At 62.2% G+C, this 14,850-nt stretch carries 18 protein-coding genes and 1 tRNA gene; 13 read left to right on the top strand and 6 right to left on the bottom strand.

What is annotated here, in order from left to right:
* Position 1: 1 nt before the first annotated feature.
* The 4 genes from ascX to sctW are packed head-to-tail and all read right to left on the bottom strand — an operon-like array spanning position 2 to position 1,872.
* Entirely contained in the window at positions 2-367 is a 366-nt protein-coding gene (gene ascX / locus AB5Y94_RS19410) for a type III secretion system protein AscX (RefSeq protein WP_017784907.1), read from the bottom strand.
* Positions 364-735, bottom strand: a complete 372-nt coding sequence (gene acr2 / locus AB5Y94_RS19405; RefSeq protein WP_005302455.1) for a SycN family type III secretion system chaperone Acr2 — start codon at positions 733-735, stop codon at positions 364-366. Before acr2 ends, ascX begins: the two co-directional genes overlap by 4 nt.
* Positions 732-1,013, bottom strand: a complete 282-nt coding sequence (locus tag AB5Y94_RS19400) for a TyeA family type III secretion system gatekeeper subunit (RefSeq protein WP_017786716.1) — start codon at positions 1,011-1,013, stop codon at positions 732-734. Before AB5Y94_RS19400 ends, acr2 begins: the two co-directional genes overlap by 4 nt.
* Entirely contained in the window at positions 994-1,872 is an 879-nt protein-coding gene (gene sctW, locus AB5Y94_RS19395; RefSeq protein ID WP_368206351.1) for a type III secretion system gatekeeper subunit SctW, read from the bottom strand. The genes AB5Y94_RS19400 and sctW overlap by 20 nt, the downstream gene beginning before the upstream one ends.
* Positions 1,873-2,059: 187 nt before the next feature.
* Here sctW and ascN point away from each other — a divergent pair, with 187 nt between their 5' ends.
* The 10 genes from ascN (at position 2,060) to AB5Y94_RS19345 (ending at position 10,299) form a co-directional block, all read left to right on the top strand.
* Positions 2,060-3,382 carry a SctN family type III secretion system ATPase AscN gene (ascN, locus tag AB5Y94_RS19390; protein WP_368206350.1) on the top strand — a complete coding sequence of 441 codons (1,323 nt, stop codon included), beginning with the start codon at positions 2,060-2,062 and terminating at the stop codon, positions 3,380-3,382.
* Entirely contained in the window at positions 3,379-3,840 is a 462-nt protein-coding gene (locus tag AB5Y94_RS19385) for a YscO family type III secretion system apparatus protein (RefSeq protein WP_042049485.1), read from the top strand. The genes ascN and AB5Y94_RS19385 overlap by 4 nt, the downstream gene beginning before the upstream one ends.
* A 765-nt stretch (positions 3,841-4,605) precedes the next feature.
* Positions 4,606-5,175, top strand: coding sequence for a type III secretion system needle length determinant (locus AB5Y94_RS19380; RefSeq protein ID WP_368206349.1), 570 nt, complete (start codon positions 4,606-4,608; stop codon positions 5,173-5,175).
* The gene (gene sctQ, locus AB5Y94_RS19375) at positions 5,172-6,098 is read left to right on the top strand and encodes a type III secretion system cytoplasmic ring protein SctQ (RefSeq protein ID WP_368206348.1); all 927 of its coding nucleotides are present in this window, start codon (positions 5,172-5,174) and stop codon (positions 6,096-6,098) included. The genes AB5Y94_RS19380 and sctQ overlap by 4 nt, the downstream gene beginning before the upstream one ends.
* Positions 6,095-6,748: a SctR family type III secretion system export apparatus subunit AscR gene (ascR, locus tag AB5Y94_RS19370; RefSeq protein WP_368206347.1), complete on the top strand. Its 654-nt coding sequence runs from the start codon at positions 6,095-6,097 to the stop codon at positions 6,746-6,748. The genes sctQ and ascR overlap by 4 nt, the downstream gene beginning before the upstream one ends.
* Before the next feature lie 2 nt (positions 6,749-6,750).
* Positions 6,751-7,017, top strand: coding sequence for a SctS family type III secretion system export apparatus subunit AscS (ascS, locus tag AB5Y94_RS19365; protein WP_005302482.1), 267 nt, complete (start codon positions 6,751-6,753; stop codon positions 7,015-7,017).
* Positions 7,014-7,802 (top strand): type III secretion system export apparatus subunit SctT, encoded by a 789-nt coding sequence (gene sctT, locus AB5Y94_RS19360; protein WP_368206346.1) that lies wholly within the window; start codon positions 7,014-7,016, stop codon positions 7,800-7,802. Before ascS ends, sctT begins: the two co-directional genes overlap by 4 nt.
* On the top strand, positions 7,799-8,857 hold the full coding sequence (ascU, locus tag AB5Y94_RS19355) for a SctU family type III secretion system export apparatus subunit AscU (protein WP_368206345.1): 1,059 nt from the start codon (positions 7,799-7,801) through the stop codon (positions 8,855-8,857). Before sctT ends, ascU begins: the two co-directional genes overlap by 4 nt.
* Positions 8,858-8,968: 111 nt before the next feature.
* Entirely contained in the window at positions 8,969-9,916 is a 948-nt protein-coding gene (locus AB5Y94_RS19350) for a hypothetical protein (RefSeq protein ID WP_005302487.1), read from the top strand.
* The gene (locus AB5Y94_RS19345; protein WP_005302490.1) at positions 9,913-10,299 is read left to right on the top strand and encodes a hypothetical protein; all 387 of its coding nucleotides are present in this window, start codon (positions 9,913-9,915) and stop codon (positions 10,297-10,299) included. Before AB5Y94_RS19350 ends, AB5Y94_RS19345 begins: the two co-directional genes overlap by 4 nt.
* A gap of 94 nt (positions 10,300-10,393) precedes the next feature.
* Here the strand turns inward: AB5Y94_RS19345 and AB5Y94_RS19340 are convergent.
* A tRNA-Ser gene (locus AB5Y94_RS19340) sits at positions 10,394-10,481 on the bottom strand.
* Between the two features lie 184 nt (positions 10,482-10,665).
* Between AB5Y94_RS19340 and AB5Y94_RS19335 the strand changes: the two genes are divergently transcribed.
* The 3 genes from AB5Y94_RS19335 (at position 10,666) to AB5Y94_RS19325 (ending at position 14,004) form a co-directional block, all read left to right on the top strand.
* Positions 10,666-11,322 carry a Bax inhibitor-1/YccA family protein gene (locus tag AB5Y94_RS19335; protein WP_368206344.1) on the top strand — a complete coding sequence of 219 codons (657 nt, stop codon included), beginning with the start codon at positions 10,666-10,668 and terminating at the stop codon, positions 11,320-11,322.
* 163 nt (positions 11,323-11,485) lie between these two features.
* Positions 11,486-13,639: a YccS family putative transporter gene (yccS, locus tag AB5Y94_RS19330; protein ID WP_201891325.1), complete on the top strand. Its 2,154-nt coding sequence runs from the start codon at positions 11,486-11,488 to the stop codon at positions 13,637-13,639.
* Between the two features lie 20 nt (positions 13,640-13,659).
* The gene (locus tag AB5Y94_RS19325) at positions 13,660-14,004 is read left to right on the top strand and encodes a TusE/DsrC/DsvC family sulfur relay protein (protein ID WP_011706490.1); all 345 of its coding nucleotides are present in this window, start codon (positions 13,660-13,662) and stop codon (positions 14,002-14,004) included.
* A 57-nt stretch (positions 14,005-14,061) separates the two neighbouring features.
* Here AB5Y94_RS19325 and dedD read toward each other — a convergent pair whose 3' ends face one another.
* Positions 14,062-14,850, bottom strand: a complete 789-nt coding sequence (gene dedD, locus AB5Y94_RS19320; RefSeq protein ID WP_201891324.1) for a cell division protein DedD — start codon at positions 14,848-14,850, stop codon at positions 14,062-14,064.

The following is a 14,850-nucleotide window of genomic DNA, read 5'->3' as shown; positions in this document are numbered from 1 at the left end:
GTCATACCTTGTGCAACAGATGGAGGGTCATCTGCATCAATTGTTCATCCTCGTGCATCCGCTCGAGCAGTAATCTGGCCGCCTTTAGCTCGGCCGTCTGCCCCTCCATCAGCACGGCTCGTAGCCCCTGCATCGCCAGGCTGAAATCCCGCGGTCGCCGCAAGTCGTGAAAGCCACGGTCTGGCGCAGCGAAGTCCAGCAGCGCCCGCTCGGCCAGACGCTCGGGATAAAGCCTGGTGATATGGGGTTCGATGGATTGGCCATCCGGCAACAGGGCATAACGCCCCGGCAGGCTCTGATCCTGCTCGTCGAGCCGGATGGCACTCAGTTGCTCGATACCGATATGGGCCGCAGTAATACGACTCATGACACCAGGGCCTCACGCTGCAACTGGGTCAGGGTGCGCAGCGCCTGGTGCAGAAGAGGAAGGGTGACGTTTCGCTCATCCAGTGTGACGAACAGGATCAACTGATCCTCTTCCAGCCAGCCGCAACGTACCGGCAGGGCGGGAGCCTGAGCCGCGGCGGTGAGGCTCATGGCACGGCGGATGGCCTCGCCACTCTGGTGCCATGGCACCCGGCGAGCCAGCCAGAGGGTCAGCTGCCCCTGATGACGTTCCAGTTGCAGGGTGCCGCTCTGCTCCAGTTCAAGCTGGATCAGGGAATGGGGGTTATCCCCGATGGTAATACCCAGATCCTGGCAAAATTGCACCAGCTGGGGTTCAATCCAGTTCATGACGGGTCTCCGGACAGCTCATCCTCTTCGCGCTCGATGGCGTTATCGAGCGCCCCCTGACAACATTGCAGCAGGTTCTGACGCTGCTCTTCCTCACTGAAGAGCTCCACCGGCAGCAACCGGACCAATCGCTTGAGCTCCTGGTAGAGCAACACCTGCGTCTGGACCTCATCCAGTTCAAGCGCCGCCCCGACCTGCTCCACATCACGGACGGTTGCCCAGCGTTTTTCCACCAGTGCAATCAGATCGCCCATCAGATCAGAAGGCCCGTATGCCATGGGCCGTTCCCTCCTTCACTCGTTGCCACAGCTCATCTACCTGGGCCGACAAGGTATTGAGCAGCCGCAGTTTGTGCATGTCGCTCATCACCCGCTCCAGCTTGACCGGATCGAGCCAACGTTGCTGGCTATCCAGATCGGCGCTGAGGGCCTTCATCATGAAGCCGGTTACCTTTTCCAATGCACCGTTGCCAAAGCGGCTGTGAATATCACGCCAGGCCACCGAGAGTGCGCGATAGTCTTGTACCGCATCACGGTAGAGATCACGCAAGTCCTGCTCACTGCCGACTCCTTGTCTGGCTGCATCGGCCGCCGGCCCTGTGATACGGGCACCCAGCACGATAGCGGCACCTTGCTCCTCAGCCAGCTTGGCCAGCGCCTGCTCGATAAGATTGAGGGTTCCCTGCATCTCGGGCCGCCCGGCCAGCGCCTTGCGGGCCTGACAGAGCGCCTCAAACTGTTCACTGACTTCGCCGGAATAGCTTTCCAGATAAGCCAGCAGCTGAGAGAGATTGGCCAGCCTGCCGCTGCCGAGATGGCTGACCATCTCCTTGATCTTCTGCTGGCGCTCGAGCTCGGGCACCTTATCCAGATAGTCGCCCACCAGTGCCTCGATCTCGCTGATACGGGCATGGCTGTCACTCAGCTTGCGCTTGGCGAGCGAGATCTCTGAACGTTCGGAGAAGACAAAGGTGAGCTCTTCCGCGGCATCTGCCAGGGATTGAGACGCAGAAGCCAGCACGACCCGCTCGCCCTGAAACAACCCTCCCGGCAGAGAAAGTTGTTGCCGAGAAGCCTCCTCCCCGCGTCCTTCAGGTTGGGTAGCGGTAACGTAGGGGTTGCTCTGGATAGTGGCCATGGAAACTCCCGTGATGAATGGTTTGATGAGGGTGGCATTATAAAAACCGCCTCATTGCACCTATGCCAAAATCAGCCGTGAATTTTTAGGCCTACCCCAACCGTTTTCTAAAAAGTCCCGACTCGTGCTGAAATCCAGCACGACAGGGTTTCCTTATAGTGGCCACCGTTTCCACTGGTGTAGTTTCATGACCCTTTCCCTCGACCACATCTCCGGCCAATTACGTCATGCCATCGACGAGTGCCGTCTTATCCAGATCCGTGGCCGGGTCACCCAGGTGACCGGCACCCTGCTCAAAGCCGTGGTGCCCGGAGTGCGCATCGGCGAGCTCTGCCATCTGCGAAACCCCGACAACACTCTCTCCCTGCAGGCCGAGGTGATCGGTTTTGCCCAGCATCAGGCGCTGCTCACCCCGCTGGGCGAGATGTTTGGCATCTCTTCCAATACCGAAGTGAGCCCGACCGGTGCCATGCATCAGGTCGGGGTCGGCGAACATCTGCTGGGCCAGGTACTGGATGGCCTTGGCAACCCCTTCTCGGGCGGCCAGCTACCGGAGCCCGCCGCCTGGTATCCGGTCTATCGGGATGCACCGGCCCCCATGAGTCGCAAGCGAATAGAACAACCAATTTCGCTGGGCATTCGCGCCATCGATGGACTGCTTACCTGCGGCGAGGGGCAGCGGATGGGAATCTTCGCCGCCGCTGGTGGTGGCAAAAGTACCCTGCTGGCATCACTTATCCGCAGCGCCGAGGTGGATGTCACCGTGCTGGCGCTGATTGGTGAGCGGGGCCGGGAGGTGCGGGAATTTATCGAGGCGGATCTGGGGGAAGAGGGCCTCAAGAAAGCGGTGCTGGTGGTGGCCACCTCGGATCGCCCCGCCATGGAGCGGGCCAAGGCCGGCTTTGTCGCCACCTCCATCGCCGAGTATTTTCGTGATCAGGGCAAGCGGGTGCTGCTGCTGATGGACTCTGTCACCCGCTTCGCCCGCGCCCAGCGCGAGATTGGTCTGGCCGCCGGCGAGCCGCCGACCCGGCGAGGCTACCCGCCGTCCGTCTTCGCCGCCCTGCCCCGCCTGATGGAGCGGGCCGGTCAGTCGGACAAGGGATCCATCACCGCCCTCTACACCGTGCTGGTGGAGGGGGATGACATGACAGAGCCGGTGGCCGATGAGACCCGCTCCATCCTCGATGGTCACATCATCCTCTCGCGCAAGCTGGCGGCGGCCAACCACTACCCGGCCATCGACGTGCTGCGCTCCGCCAGCCGGGTGATGAACCAGATCATAACGCCAGACCATCAGGCACAGGCCGGTCGCCTACGCAGCTGGCTGGCCAAGTACGAAGAAGTGGAGCTGCTGTTGCAGATCGGCGAATACCAGAAGGGGCAGGACAAGGTGGCCGACGAGGCGATCGCCCGTATCGAGGCGATCCGGCAGTGGTTGAGACAAGGAACCCATGAGCCGAGCGCCCTGCCAGACGCGCTCGCCACCCTGGATGCACTGGCCCAATGATCGGGCGTCTGCAAAAAATCAAGCACTTGCGGCTGGAACGAGCCGAGCAGCAGCTCGCGGCCCAGCAGGCCCGGCTGCAACAGGCCCACGCCCGTCAGCGGGAAGCCGAACAGGAGAGCCAGGACTACCGCCAGTGGCGCCTTGCCGAGGAGGACCGCCTGTTTGCCCTCTGTCAGCAAGAGCAGCTCGATCGCAAGGGGCTCAAGGCGTGGCAACAGAAGGTCGCCCTGCTGCGAGAGAAAGAGGCGCACCTCGAGCAGATGGCGGCCGAGCAAGGCGAACGGGTGGCCGAGGAGCGCACCCGCTTGCAGGCGTGCCAACTGGCGGTGCACCGCGCTCGCCAGCAGCAAGAGAAGTTTGCCGAATTACACCGACAGGAGCAGGCCGCCCGGCAAGCCCTGCGCGACTACAACGAAGAGCAGGAACAGGAAGAGTTCCGCCAGCAGATCAGGATGTGACCAGAGATGAACCGACTCATCACCCCCAGTGCAGACACCATGGCCGCCTCCGAGCCGCTGAGTCTGCGACAGGAGCTAATCAAGGCCGATCAGGCGCAGCAGCAGCGCTTCGAGCAGGCCCTGCGCCTCGTGTCCACACAGCAGAAGGCAAGTGGCCCACAGGAGCGGCTCGGCAAACCGAACGAGAGCCGCAGGTCGACACCGGATGACGACCTTGCCGGCCGCCAGGGCGCCGCCGAAGAGAGAAGACTCGCGCAGAAGCGGCAAGCTCGCCAGGCCCCACGGCCCAAGGAATCCTCCGACCTGCCAGAGGGAAGCGAACCTCAGATGCCTACGGGGGAGAACGAGGCAATGATGAGAGATCGCTTGCAGGTAGCGCCGAGCAAGCCCGTTGTGACCATTCAAGGCACTTCAATATCCAAGGTGCCGAGTAGTGAGACAAGTCTGGCCCCTTGGGTATGGGAGCCCGCCAACCACAAGCAAGAGCATGAGCCAGCCCAGCCAAGGGATGACGAATCCACCATCTCCGACCACCTTCAGCGCGGCATGCAGATCCCGGTGGAGCAAGCAACCATCGCAAGGGAGCGCGAATGGATTCTCCACACAAAAAGCGACGCAGATGCTCTAGGCGGCACGGCGCCACCAGCTTCAAATAGTGATGCAACAGTAGACCATGCTCCGCAACTTACGGTGGCTGACTCTGCCCTGCTACATACGGAGCAACCTGACGATCAACTCGCCGGGTCTCACCAGAAGGTGCTGCCCGTGGAAAGTAGACAGCTTGCGGAAGACCATGTACTCCCGGACCGCGGCGAGTTTGCATCCCTGCGATGCCTTGAGCCGTCACCACCAAAAGAGGAACCGGTCGAGAGTGCGCCCATCAGCGACGAGGAAGTACCGCCTGAGGGGGGGAGCGTTGTCGGCTCGGTCATCCGAGTGCCCCCCCTCACAGTGACGCCGGGGGATCTGCTGCTGGCTCGGGTTGCCCCCAGTTCCGATAACCACGAGCTGGGTCAGCTGCTGAGCCAGCTTGCGGTAGACATTCAGCTGGAAGTGGGTCGCCCGGATCGCCCTCCCCTGCTGCAGCTCACCCTGCCTGCGCTCGGCGATCTCGCCATCCGCATCGAGCACCATCAGGGGGCGCTGCAGGTGGAGATCCTCGCCAGCGAGCAGGGACAGCTGCTGCTCAATCAGGGGCGCAGTGAACTCATCGATCGCCTGCAGCGCCTCTACCCCGGCGAGCGGGTCGCCTTCGATCTCTTCACCCGAGGCGACAGCGAACAGGGATCGCGCCAGAAACGATCCATCTATGACGAGTGGGATGCCGACGCATGACATCGATTGCCTTTACCCTTGCCTCGCAGACTGAGCTGACCCTGCAGAAGCGCCTCAGCCAGTGCCGCCACCACTACAACTGGAGCGGCGGCGAGCTCCGACTCGCCATCGCGCCGCTGCCGGCCAGCCTCGACTGCCGCTTGCAACTGCAGTGGCAGGGGCTCTCTGTGCCACTTCTGTGCCATGGCGCCGAGCTGGCCCGCTGGCTGGCACCGGATCTGCAGCAGGCGGCCCTGCTGAGCCTGCCCGAATCCCTGCAGCTGGCACTGATCGAGCGGCTGGGGCAGCCCCTTGGCGGCCTCACCTGCTCGGCGCTGGCCGCCCATGCTATCGGTGAAGAAACTGCCGAGCCTGCGCTGCAACTCCTGCTCAAGCGCGAGGGGGCGACCCTCGCCCTCTGGCTCGCCGAGCCCGGCCCACTGCTTGGCAAACTGCCTCCCCGGCCTATCCAACAACGGTTGTCGCTGCCGCTCACCCTCTCCTTGCAATGGGGGGCGATGCGCGTCGCCATCACCGATCTCGAGACGCTGGCCTGTGGCGATGTGCTGCTGCCGCCGCCGAGCCCCTTGCTCGGCCAGCAGCTACTGGTCTGCGTCGAGGGACGCCCCTTTGCCTACTGCCAACCCCATCCACAACATCTGGAACTGACTGCCATGCACAACGCCGCCCCCGATGACGCCCTCGACCCCAGCCAGCTGGAGAGCCTGCCTGTTCAGGTCACCTTCGAAGTGGGCCGCCAGACGCTGGATTGGCACACCCTCACCACACTGCAACCGGGCTCACTTATCGATCTCGGCGCCCCCATCGATGGCGAGGTGCGTATCATCAGCAACGGCCATCTGCTCGGCAACGGTCGGCTGGTGGAGATCCAGGGGCGACTCGGGGTGCGGGTCGAGAGCCTCAAGAGCGAGTCGCAATCATGATCCAGTTGCCGGACGAGCTCAATCTCATCGTCGGCTTGGCCCTGCTGGCCCTGCTCCCCTTTATCGCCGTGATGGCCACTTCCTTCGTCAAGCTGGCGGTGATCTTCTCGCTGCTGCGCAACGCCCTCGGGGTGCAGCAGATCCCCCCCAACATGGCGATGTACGGGCTGGCCATCATCCTCAGCATCTATGTGATGGCACCGGTCGGGTTTGCCACCCAGGATTACCTGCGCCAGAACGAGGTATCGCTCACCAAGTCAGAATCGGTGGAGAAGTTTCTCGACGAGGGGATGGCCCCCTACCGCGCTTTTCTGAAAAAGCAGATCAAGCCGCGGGAGCATGCCTTCTTCATCGACAGCACCAAGCAGCTCTGGCCAAGCGAATACGCCGACCGGCTGGAGCCAGACAGCCTGCTGATCCTGCTGCCCGCCTTTACCGTGAGCGAGCTGAGCCGTGCCTTCGAGATTGGGTTTTTGATTTATCTGCCCTTTATCGCCATCGATCTCATCATCTCCAACATTCTGCTGGCGATGGGGATGATGATGGTCTCCCCCATGACCATTTCGCTCCCCTTCAAACTGCTGCTGTTTGTGCTGCTCGATGGCTGGGCCCGTCTCACCCACGGACTGGTTACCAGTTACGGAGGCTAGTCATGAGTCACGCCGATATTCTTCACTTCACCAGCCAGACCCTCTGGCTGGTGCTGATCCTCTCGATGCCCCCCGTGCTGGTGGCCGCACTGGTGGGCACCCTCGTCTCGCTGCTGCAGGCGCTGACCCAGATCCAGGAGCAGACGCTGGGCTTTGTCGCCAAGCTCGTCGCCGTGGTGATCACCCTGTTTGCCACCACAGCCTGGCTTGGCAACGAGCTCTACAGCTTTGCCGACATGGTGCTGCTCAAGGTACCGCAGATCCAATGACCTTCGAGAGTCTGCAGGGCCAGATGCTGGCCTACACCCTGCTGCTGCCACGCTTTATCAGCTGCTTCGTCATGCTGCCTGTGCTCAGCAAGCAGATGCTGGGGGGGGCGATGATCCGCAACGGCGTGGTCTGCTCGCTGGCGCTATTCGCCTATCCCATGGTGGCCGACACCCTGCCCCCCACCATCGATGCCCTCGATCTGGCCCTGTTGGTGGCCAAGGAGGTACTGCTCGGCCTGCTGATCGGTTTTGTCGCCGCCATCCCCTTCTGGGCCGTCGAGGCAAGCGGCTTTCTGGTAGACAACCAGCGCGGTGCGGCCATGGCCTCGCTCTTCAACCCGAGTCTCGCCAGCCAGACCAGCCCCACCGGCCTGCTGCTGACCCAGACCCTGATCACCCTCTTCTTCTCCGGAGGCGCCTTTCTCGCCCTGCTCTCGGCCCTGTTCCAGAGCTATGCCAGCTGGCCGGTCACCCGCTTCTTTCCCGCCATCGGCGATCTCTGGGTGAGCTTCTTCTACAGCCAGTTCAGCCAGATGTTGCTACTCTGTGCCCTGCTGGCGGCGCCGCTCCTGATCGCCATGTTTCTGGCCGAATTCGGGCTGGCTCTCATCAGCCGCTTCGCCCCCTCCCTCAACGTCTTCGTACTGGCGATGCCGATCAAAAGCGCCATCGCCAGCCTGCTGCTGGTCATCTACATCAAGCTGATGATGGATCACGCCTATGGGCAGGTACTGGCGGTGATGGATCCCCTGCGGCTGCTTGCTCCCATACTGGAGCCACGATGAGCGGCGAGAAGACCGAACAGCCCACCGCCAAGAAATTGCGCGATGCCCGCAACAAGGGGCAGGTGGTCAAGAGCAAGGAGGTGGTCTCCACCGCCATCATCCTGAGCCTGGTCGGCATGCTGATGGCGATGTCCGATTACTACCTCGAGCATCTGGGCAAGCTGATGCTGATCCCGGAGTCCCACCTCAATCTCCCCTTCAGTCAGGCCCTCAACCACGTGGTCGAGAATCTGTTGCAGGAGCTCGCCTACCTCTGCATCCCCATTTTGGCGGTTTCGGCGCTGGTGGTGCTCGTCTCTCACATCGCCCAGTACGGCTTTCTGCTGAGCGGCGAATCGATCAAGCCCGATATCAAGAAGATCAATCCGGTAGAGGGGGCCAAGAAGATCTTCTCCATCAAGAGTCTGATGGAATTCGTCAAATCGCTGCTCAAGGTGAGCCTCTTGAGCCTGCTGGTGTGGGTCACCATAGAGGGTAACCTGCAGGCCATGCTGCAACTGCCCGGCTGTGGCATGAGCTGCATCACCCCTGTGCTGGGAGGCATGCTGGGCCAACTTATGGCGGTCTGCGCCATGGGTTTCGTGGTGATCGCCATCGCCGACTATGCCTTCGAGCATCATCAACACATCAAGCAGCTCAAGATGAGCAAGGATGAGGTGAAACGGGAGTACAAGGAGATGGAGGGGAGCCCCGAGATCAAGAGCAAGCGTCGCCAATTCCACCAAGAGCTGCAATCGAGCAACATGCGCGCCGACGTGAAGCGCTCCTCGGTCATCGTGGCCAACCCGACCCATATCGCCATCGGCATTCGCTATGAGCGGGGGGAGACCCCGCTGCCGGTGGTCACCCTCAAGTTCACCGATGCCCAGGCACTGTTGGTGCGCAAGATTGCCGAGGAGGAGGGGATTCCGGTGCTGCAGCGCATTCCGCTGGCCCGTGCCCTCTATCGTGATGCCCTGATCAATAACTACATCCCCGCCGATCAGATAGAGGCGACCGCCGAAGTACTGCGCTGGCTGGAGCAGTGGCGCCAGAGTGAAGGTCCGCAGTGGTAAACGCAGCCCCCCTGACCCGAAAAACTGACAAATCCCCGACCGCGGATTGATATAGCACACCCCCATGACTCGTTATGATTCGTACTCGTCAGCTATTTCAGGAACAACAGCATGGCCTTATCTGCCATCGGGGGACCCGTTCAGCCAGCCCCCGTCTCTTCCCAATCATCCCAGGGCAGTCCTCTGCTGGCTCGGGGGAACACACTGTTTGAGCAATCGGTACAGCGGGGCATCGGCCATTTTCAGAGCGGCGACCTGAAGAGTGTCATTCATGCGCTGCGCCAACTGCAAACCACTCCAGATGCAGGCAGGGCGCAGCGGGTACAAGACGCCATCCAGCACTGGGAGCAGCATCACCCCAAGGAGGTGGCGGCCCGTGGCTCTCGTCTGACCGAGTTGAAACAGGCGCTGGCGGAGCAGGGTGCCATCGCCAGACCCCAGCAACAGACCACTCGCGTGGTCAGCGGCGGAGCACAGACGTTATTGCAACGGAGCATGGCGGGCCTGGAAAAGTTGGGCAGCTACGCTTGCACCGACGCCCAGACCTTCGTGCAGCCGAGCAACCCGTCGTACCAGAAGATCATTGGCAAGCTCAATGCCTTCGGACAGGATCCACAACGTCTGGCCGCCAATCAGCGCGCCAATAACAGCGCCAACATGGCCGCCATTCAGATAACTCGTCACAAGCAGCCCATCTCACTGCGTACCATGGAGAACATCGCCAAGGCGGTGGATGAAGCCAAAGCGGGTTGCTGTTCAACCCTGGCCTACTCGGCCGCGGCCGAGCTGCTGCGCCACAACAGCGATCAGCGGATCGAAGTACTGGCCCATCGTGGCGCTCAGGGGCACTCCCAGACCCACTGCTTCGTGGTGATCGGCCGGGCCGAAGGGAGTGAACTCTCCAAGCCCCAGAGCTGGGGCCCTAATGCCAAGGTTATCGATCCTTGGGCCGCCACCATCGGCGCTCGTCTGGTCGGCACACCGGACAGGCCCCCGATCGCCAATCTCTGGCCGCCCACCGAGTCCGTATTTGATAACACCAGTCAGGAGTCCCGATGATGTTCAATGCCCTGCTATCTGCCCTCTGCCGCCATCTCTCACTGCCACAGGAGTATCTGCATGGGGATGGACTGGACATCCCGGTCGGCGCGTTCAGCCTCCATGTCCGGCAGCGGGATCAGCTGGTTACCCTGTTCATTCCACTGGGGAACGTTCAGGCAACATCGCTGGCCAATATGGCCGATTGGCCGGTGCTGCAGCTTAGCAGCACGGATGAACACACAACCCTGCTCTGGGCTCGTGAGTGGCTGGACAAGCTCGATCTGGAGATCATGGTGGACCTGATAAGCCGCATGCTGCATCAGGCGGAGGCCTTGACTCTGGAGAGCCCCCCGCTCACGGCCTTTGCAAGCTGCCAGCACTCGGCGGCCATCCGCGGTTAAAGGCGCAGGGGGGGAATCACGGTCCCTTCGTTCTATGGTCAAATCCGCATAGCAAAAATCCCCGGCAACCAGGTTGCCGGGGATTTTCTGAAGATGGCGGAGGAGGTGGGATTTGAACCCACGGATGGTCGCCCATCGCCGGTTTTCAAGACCGGTGCATTCAGCCGCTCTGCCACCCCTCCGAACGGCGTGCATACTACGTCAGCCCCTTGTTCATATGCAATACATATTTGATTTGGGATAGTAGGGGGCAACAGGCTGGGGTGGGGCTTGAAATCAGCGCTCGTCATCCCGACATTCAGTGCATACAATGCGTTAACGAGGCGGCGTTGCCGTCTCACCCAGGAAACCAAGAGGACACCCAAGATGGATACCCGTTCTATCTATACCGGCACCCAGAGTGCCGCGCGCGATACCAACAAGGTACTGCGCAACACCTATATGCTGCTCTCCCTCACTCTTGGCTTCTCTGCCGTGGTGGCCGGAGTCGCCACCGTGATGAACATGCCGCCCCTGCACTGGGCCATCTTCCTCATCGGCGTCTACGGTCTGATGTTCCTGACCGAGAAGAATCGTGACAACGGCATGGGGCTGGTGTTCACCTTCGCCCTGACCGGCCTGCTGGGCTATAGCCTGGGCCCCATCATCAACATGTACATGAACAACGGCGGCGGCGAGATCGTGATGACCGCGCTCGGCGGCACCGCGCTCACCTTCTTCGGTCTGTCGGCCTATGCCCTGACCACCAAGCGTGATCTTTCTTTCATCAGCGGCATGCTGTTCGTCGGTTTCTGGGTGCTGCTGGTGGCCATGATAGCCAACATCTTCCTGCAGATGAGCGCCCTGAGCCTGGCCCTCTCCGCCATGTTCATGCTGTTCTCCTCCGGCGCCATCCTGCTGACCACCCAGCAGATCGTGCGCGGCGGCGAGACCAACTACATCTCCGCCACCGTCACCCTGTACGTCTCCATCTACAACATCTTCCTGAGTCTGCTGAGCCTGCTTGGCGGCAACCGCAACTAATCAAACACCCCGCTTCGGCGGGGTTTTTATTGGTGCCTGTTTCTGTCAGGATAAGTTGCAAATCAAGGATATGAAGCGAAGTGGCCCTGATCCAAATCAGGGCCGTTTCGTTGTTGACCGGTTATGCTCTCGCTTTCGTTTCGCTCAAGGGTTGCGCTCTCCCATGCCCACGGATTTCTCTGGCCTGCTGCGCCGGCTGCTGACTGACAGTCATATCTATTTCGCCCTCAAGGTGCTGCTGGCCATCATGGGGCTGCTCGCCTTCACTCTGGCGACCGGCGACATCCAGCTCACCGTGCTGCTCTCCCTCGGGGTGGTGGCCGGCGCCATCGCCGAGACCGACGACAGCCTGTGGGGCCGGGTCAAGAACCTCGCCATGACCCTGCTCTGCTTCCTGTTCGCCTCCCTCTGCGTGCAGTACCTCTTCCCCACCCCCTGGCTGTTTGCCATCGGGCTGGCGAGCTCCACCTTCATCTTCGTGATGGTGGGGGCACTCGGTCAGCGTTACGCCACCATCAGCTTCGGCTCCCTGCTTATCGCCATCTACACCATGCTGGGGGCCGCCAAGGCGCCGGATCTCTTCTATCAGCCGCTGGCCCTCGGCGCCGGAGCGCTCTGGTATGGCCTGGTGTCGCTGGTCTGGCTCTGGCTGCTGCCCTACAAGACCCTGCACGAGCAGCTGGCCCAGAGCTACTTTGCCCTCTCCCGCTATCTGCTGGAAAAATCCCGCTTCTTTCCGGCCGACGAGCACGGCGCCCAAGCCATTCGCCACAACCTGGCCCAGCTCAACATCAATCTGGTCAATGCCCTGACGCTCACCAAGTCGGCCCTCAACGCCCGCCTCAGCACCCGTCACCGGGCCTCCCCCGAGCTGGCCAGCCTGCTGCGCCTCTACCTGCTGGCGCTGGAGATCCACGAGCGGGCCACCTCCAGCCACTACCCCTACAGCAAGCTGGAAGCCGAGCTCAAGCAGGGCATCGTGCTGGATGGCTTCCAGGAGGTGTTCCTGCAGCTTTCCGAGGCGTGCCAGCGGCTCGGCTACGCCATCCTGGTACACAAGCCCTATGCCCACAACAAGCGCATCCACTGGACGCTGGAGGCCCTCGGCGATCAGCTGGAGTTCACTCACCTCAAGCAGCACTACCCGAAAACTCTGCTGACGCCGATGAAGTTTCTGCGCCGCAACCTGGCCAGCATCAACCAGCTGCTGCAAAGCGCCGAGGAGCTGCAAAACCCCGAGCAGGCCCCGCAGAGCCTGCCGCCCCTGGCCAGGCCCGCCCGCCTGCCACTGCTGACCCAGCTCAGACAGCACCTGACCCCCAACTCCATGGTGTTTCGCCATGCCCTGCGGCTGTCGCTCGGGTTGGTGGTGGGCTACGGCATTCTGCAGGCCTTCCAGCTGGACAAGGGTTACTGGATCCTGCTGACCGTATTGTTCGTCTGCCAACCCAGCTACAGCGCCACCCGCCGCCGACTGGTGCAGCGCATGCTCGGCACCTTCGCCGGCCTGCTGGTGGGGATCCCGGTGCTCTGGCTCTTCCCCGAACTGCACGTACAGCTGGTGGTGATGGGGCTGGCCGCCTTCCTCTTCTTCACCCAGGTGCGCAGCAACTACAGCGCCGCGGTCTGCTTCATCACCCTCTACGTGCTGATGGCGTTCAACCTGCTAGACGGCATCGGCTTCGCCATCCTGGGGCCGCGCATGCTCGATACCCTGCTCGGCTGCCTGCTCTCCTACGCCCTGGTGGCCTGGCTCTGGCCGGACTGGCAGTACAAACGGCTGCCGACCCTGATCGCCAATTCGCTCTCCGCCAACGCCCGCTACCTCTCGGCGGTGCTCGCCAGCCTGCAGCAGCAGCGGGATGAGTCACTCGACTACCGGGTGGCGCGCAAGAGCGCCCATCTGGCGGACAGCGAGCTGGCCATGGCCTGGCAGAGCATGCTGGTGGAGCCGCAAAAGCGCCGTCGTTTCCTCGACCTCTGCTTCACCCTCACCTGGCGCAACCATGCCCTGCTCTCCTACATCTCGGCGCTCGGCGCCCATCGCGACAAGCTGGAGGCCATCGGCGAGCTGGACGAGATCAGCCGCCACCTGAGCCACACCCTGGAGCGGGCCGCGGGCCATCTGGCGGGAGAGATGCCGGAGCAGATCGAGGGGCAGTGCCCGGTCATCACCCCGGACAGCAGCGAGGAGCAGCTGATGCTGACCCAGCAGCTCAACCTCATCAGCCAGCTGGCGGACGAATTGCTCGCCCTGGCCAACGAGAGCCGGTTGCTCACCCGGGAACAAGGCGCTACCATGCCCGCCCAATCCTGACAGGCCACAAGGAGCCCACCATGTCCGAGCATCACCAGCTGGAATTCAACGGCCAACTCATCGAGACCGATGCCAAGGGTTATCTGCTCAACAGCAACGACTGGAGCGAGGCGCTGGCACTGGTACTGGCCGAGCAGGAAGGCATAGTGTTGGAGGAGCCGCACTGGGAAGTGGTGCGTTTCGTGCGCGCCTTCTATCTGGAGTTCAACACCTCCCCCGCCATTCGCGCCCTGGTCAAGGCGATGGAGAAGCAATACGGCCCCGAGAAGGGCAACAGCCGCTACCTCTACAAGCTGTTCCCGGAAGGCCCCGCCAAGCAGGCCACCAAGATTGGCGGCCTGCCCAAACCGGTGAAATGCATCTAAAAAAATACCGCGCCCATCCAGAATGAAGCGCGGTATTTTTTTATCTTGTGGTCCCTCTTAGGGGTTGTAAGCCACCACGGAACCACTCAGGCCGGTCATCTGGCCGATGCGGCTCTGCATGCCCTGCAGCTTGGTCTTGGAGACATCCGGTCCGATGAAGACCCGGTTGAGCTGACCCTGCACCGGCGTGCGCGGCGAGGTGTGCGCCGAGTAACCCGCCGCCCGCAGCTTGCCCACCAGCGCGTTGACGCTGTCGACGTTCTTGAAGGCGCCAAGCTGCAGGATCCAGCTGCCCTGGGCCGGGGGCGCCGGGGCTGCGGTCGTGGTCGCTTGCCCCATCTTGCTGGCGATGAGATCGTCCATCGACCTGATCTGGCCCGCCTGCGGCTTGCTCTCCACCGGTTTTTGCACCTCTACCGGCTTGGGCGGCACCACCTTGGGCTTGGGCTGCTCCACCGGCTTCTTGGCGATCACTTCAGGCTTGGGCTGCGGCTTGACTACCGGTGGTGTAACCGGCTGGGTCACCGGCTTGGCGGCCGGCTGCTGCACCTGCGGCTGGCCCTGCTTGGCCCCCAGGGTGACCGGCTCGGGCACCTCTTCCACCTGCCACTGTTCGGCAGCCGACGCCTGCTGCTGGCTGGCCAGATGCTCCGCCGGCAGGGTGCTGGCGGCCGATACCTGCAAGGCGGGCTTGGCGGGTTCCAGCTCGGGGCGCAGCGGGATCTTGGCAAACGCCTCTTCCTTCTGCTCCAGCTTGTGGCCGTCCATCAGATCCGGCAGAAAAATGACTACCAGGGCCACCAGGATGACGGTCCCTACCAGACGGTTTTGAAACTTAGAGGCCAA

Origin of the sequence: Aeromonas sp. s5, from assembly GCF_040907865.1 — a bacterium.
Taxonomy (GTDB): Bacteria; Pseudomonadota; Gammaproteobacteria; order Enterobacterales; family Aeromonadaceae; genus Aeromonas; species Aeromonas dhakensis.
Note: the sequence above shows the minus strand (reverse complement) of the source record. Positions and strands in the feature narration are given on the sequence as shown.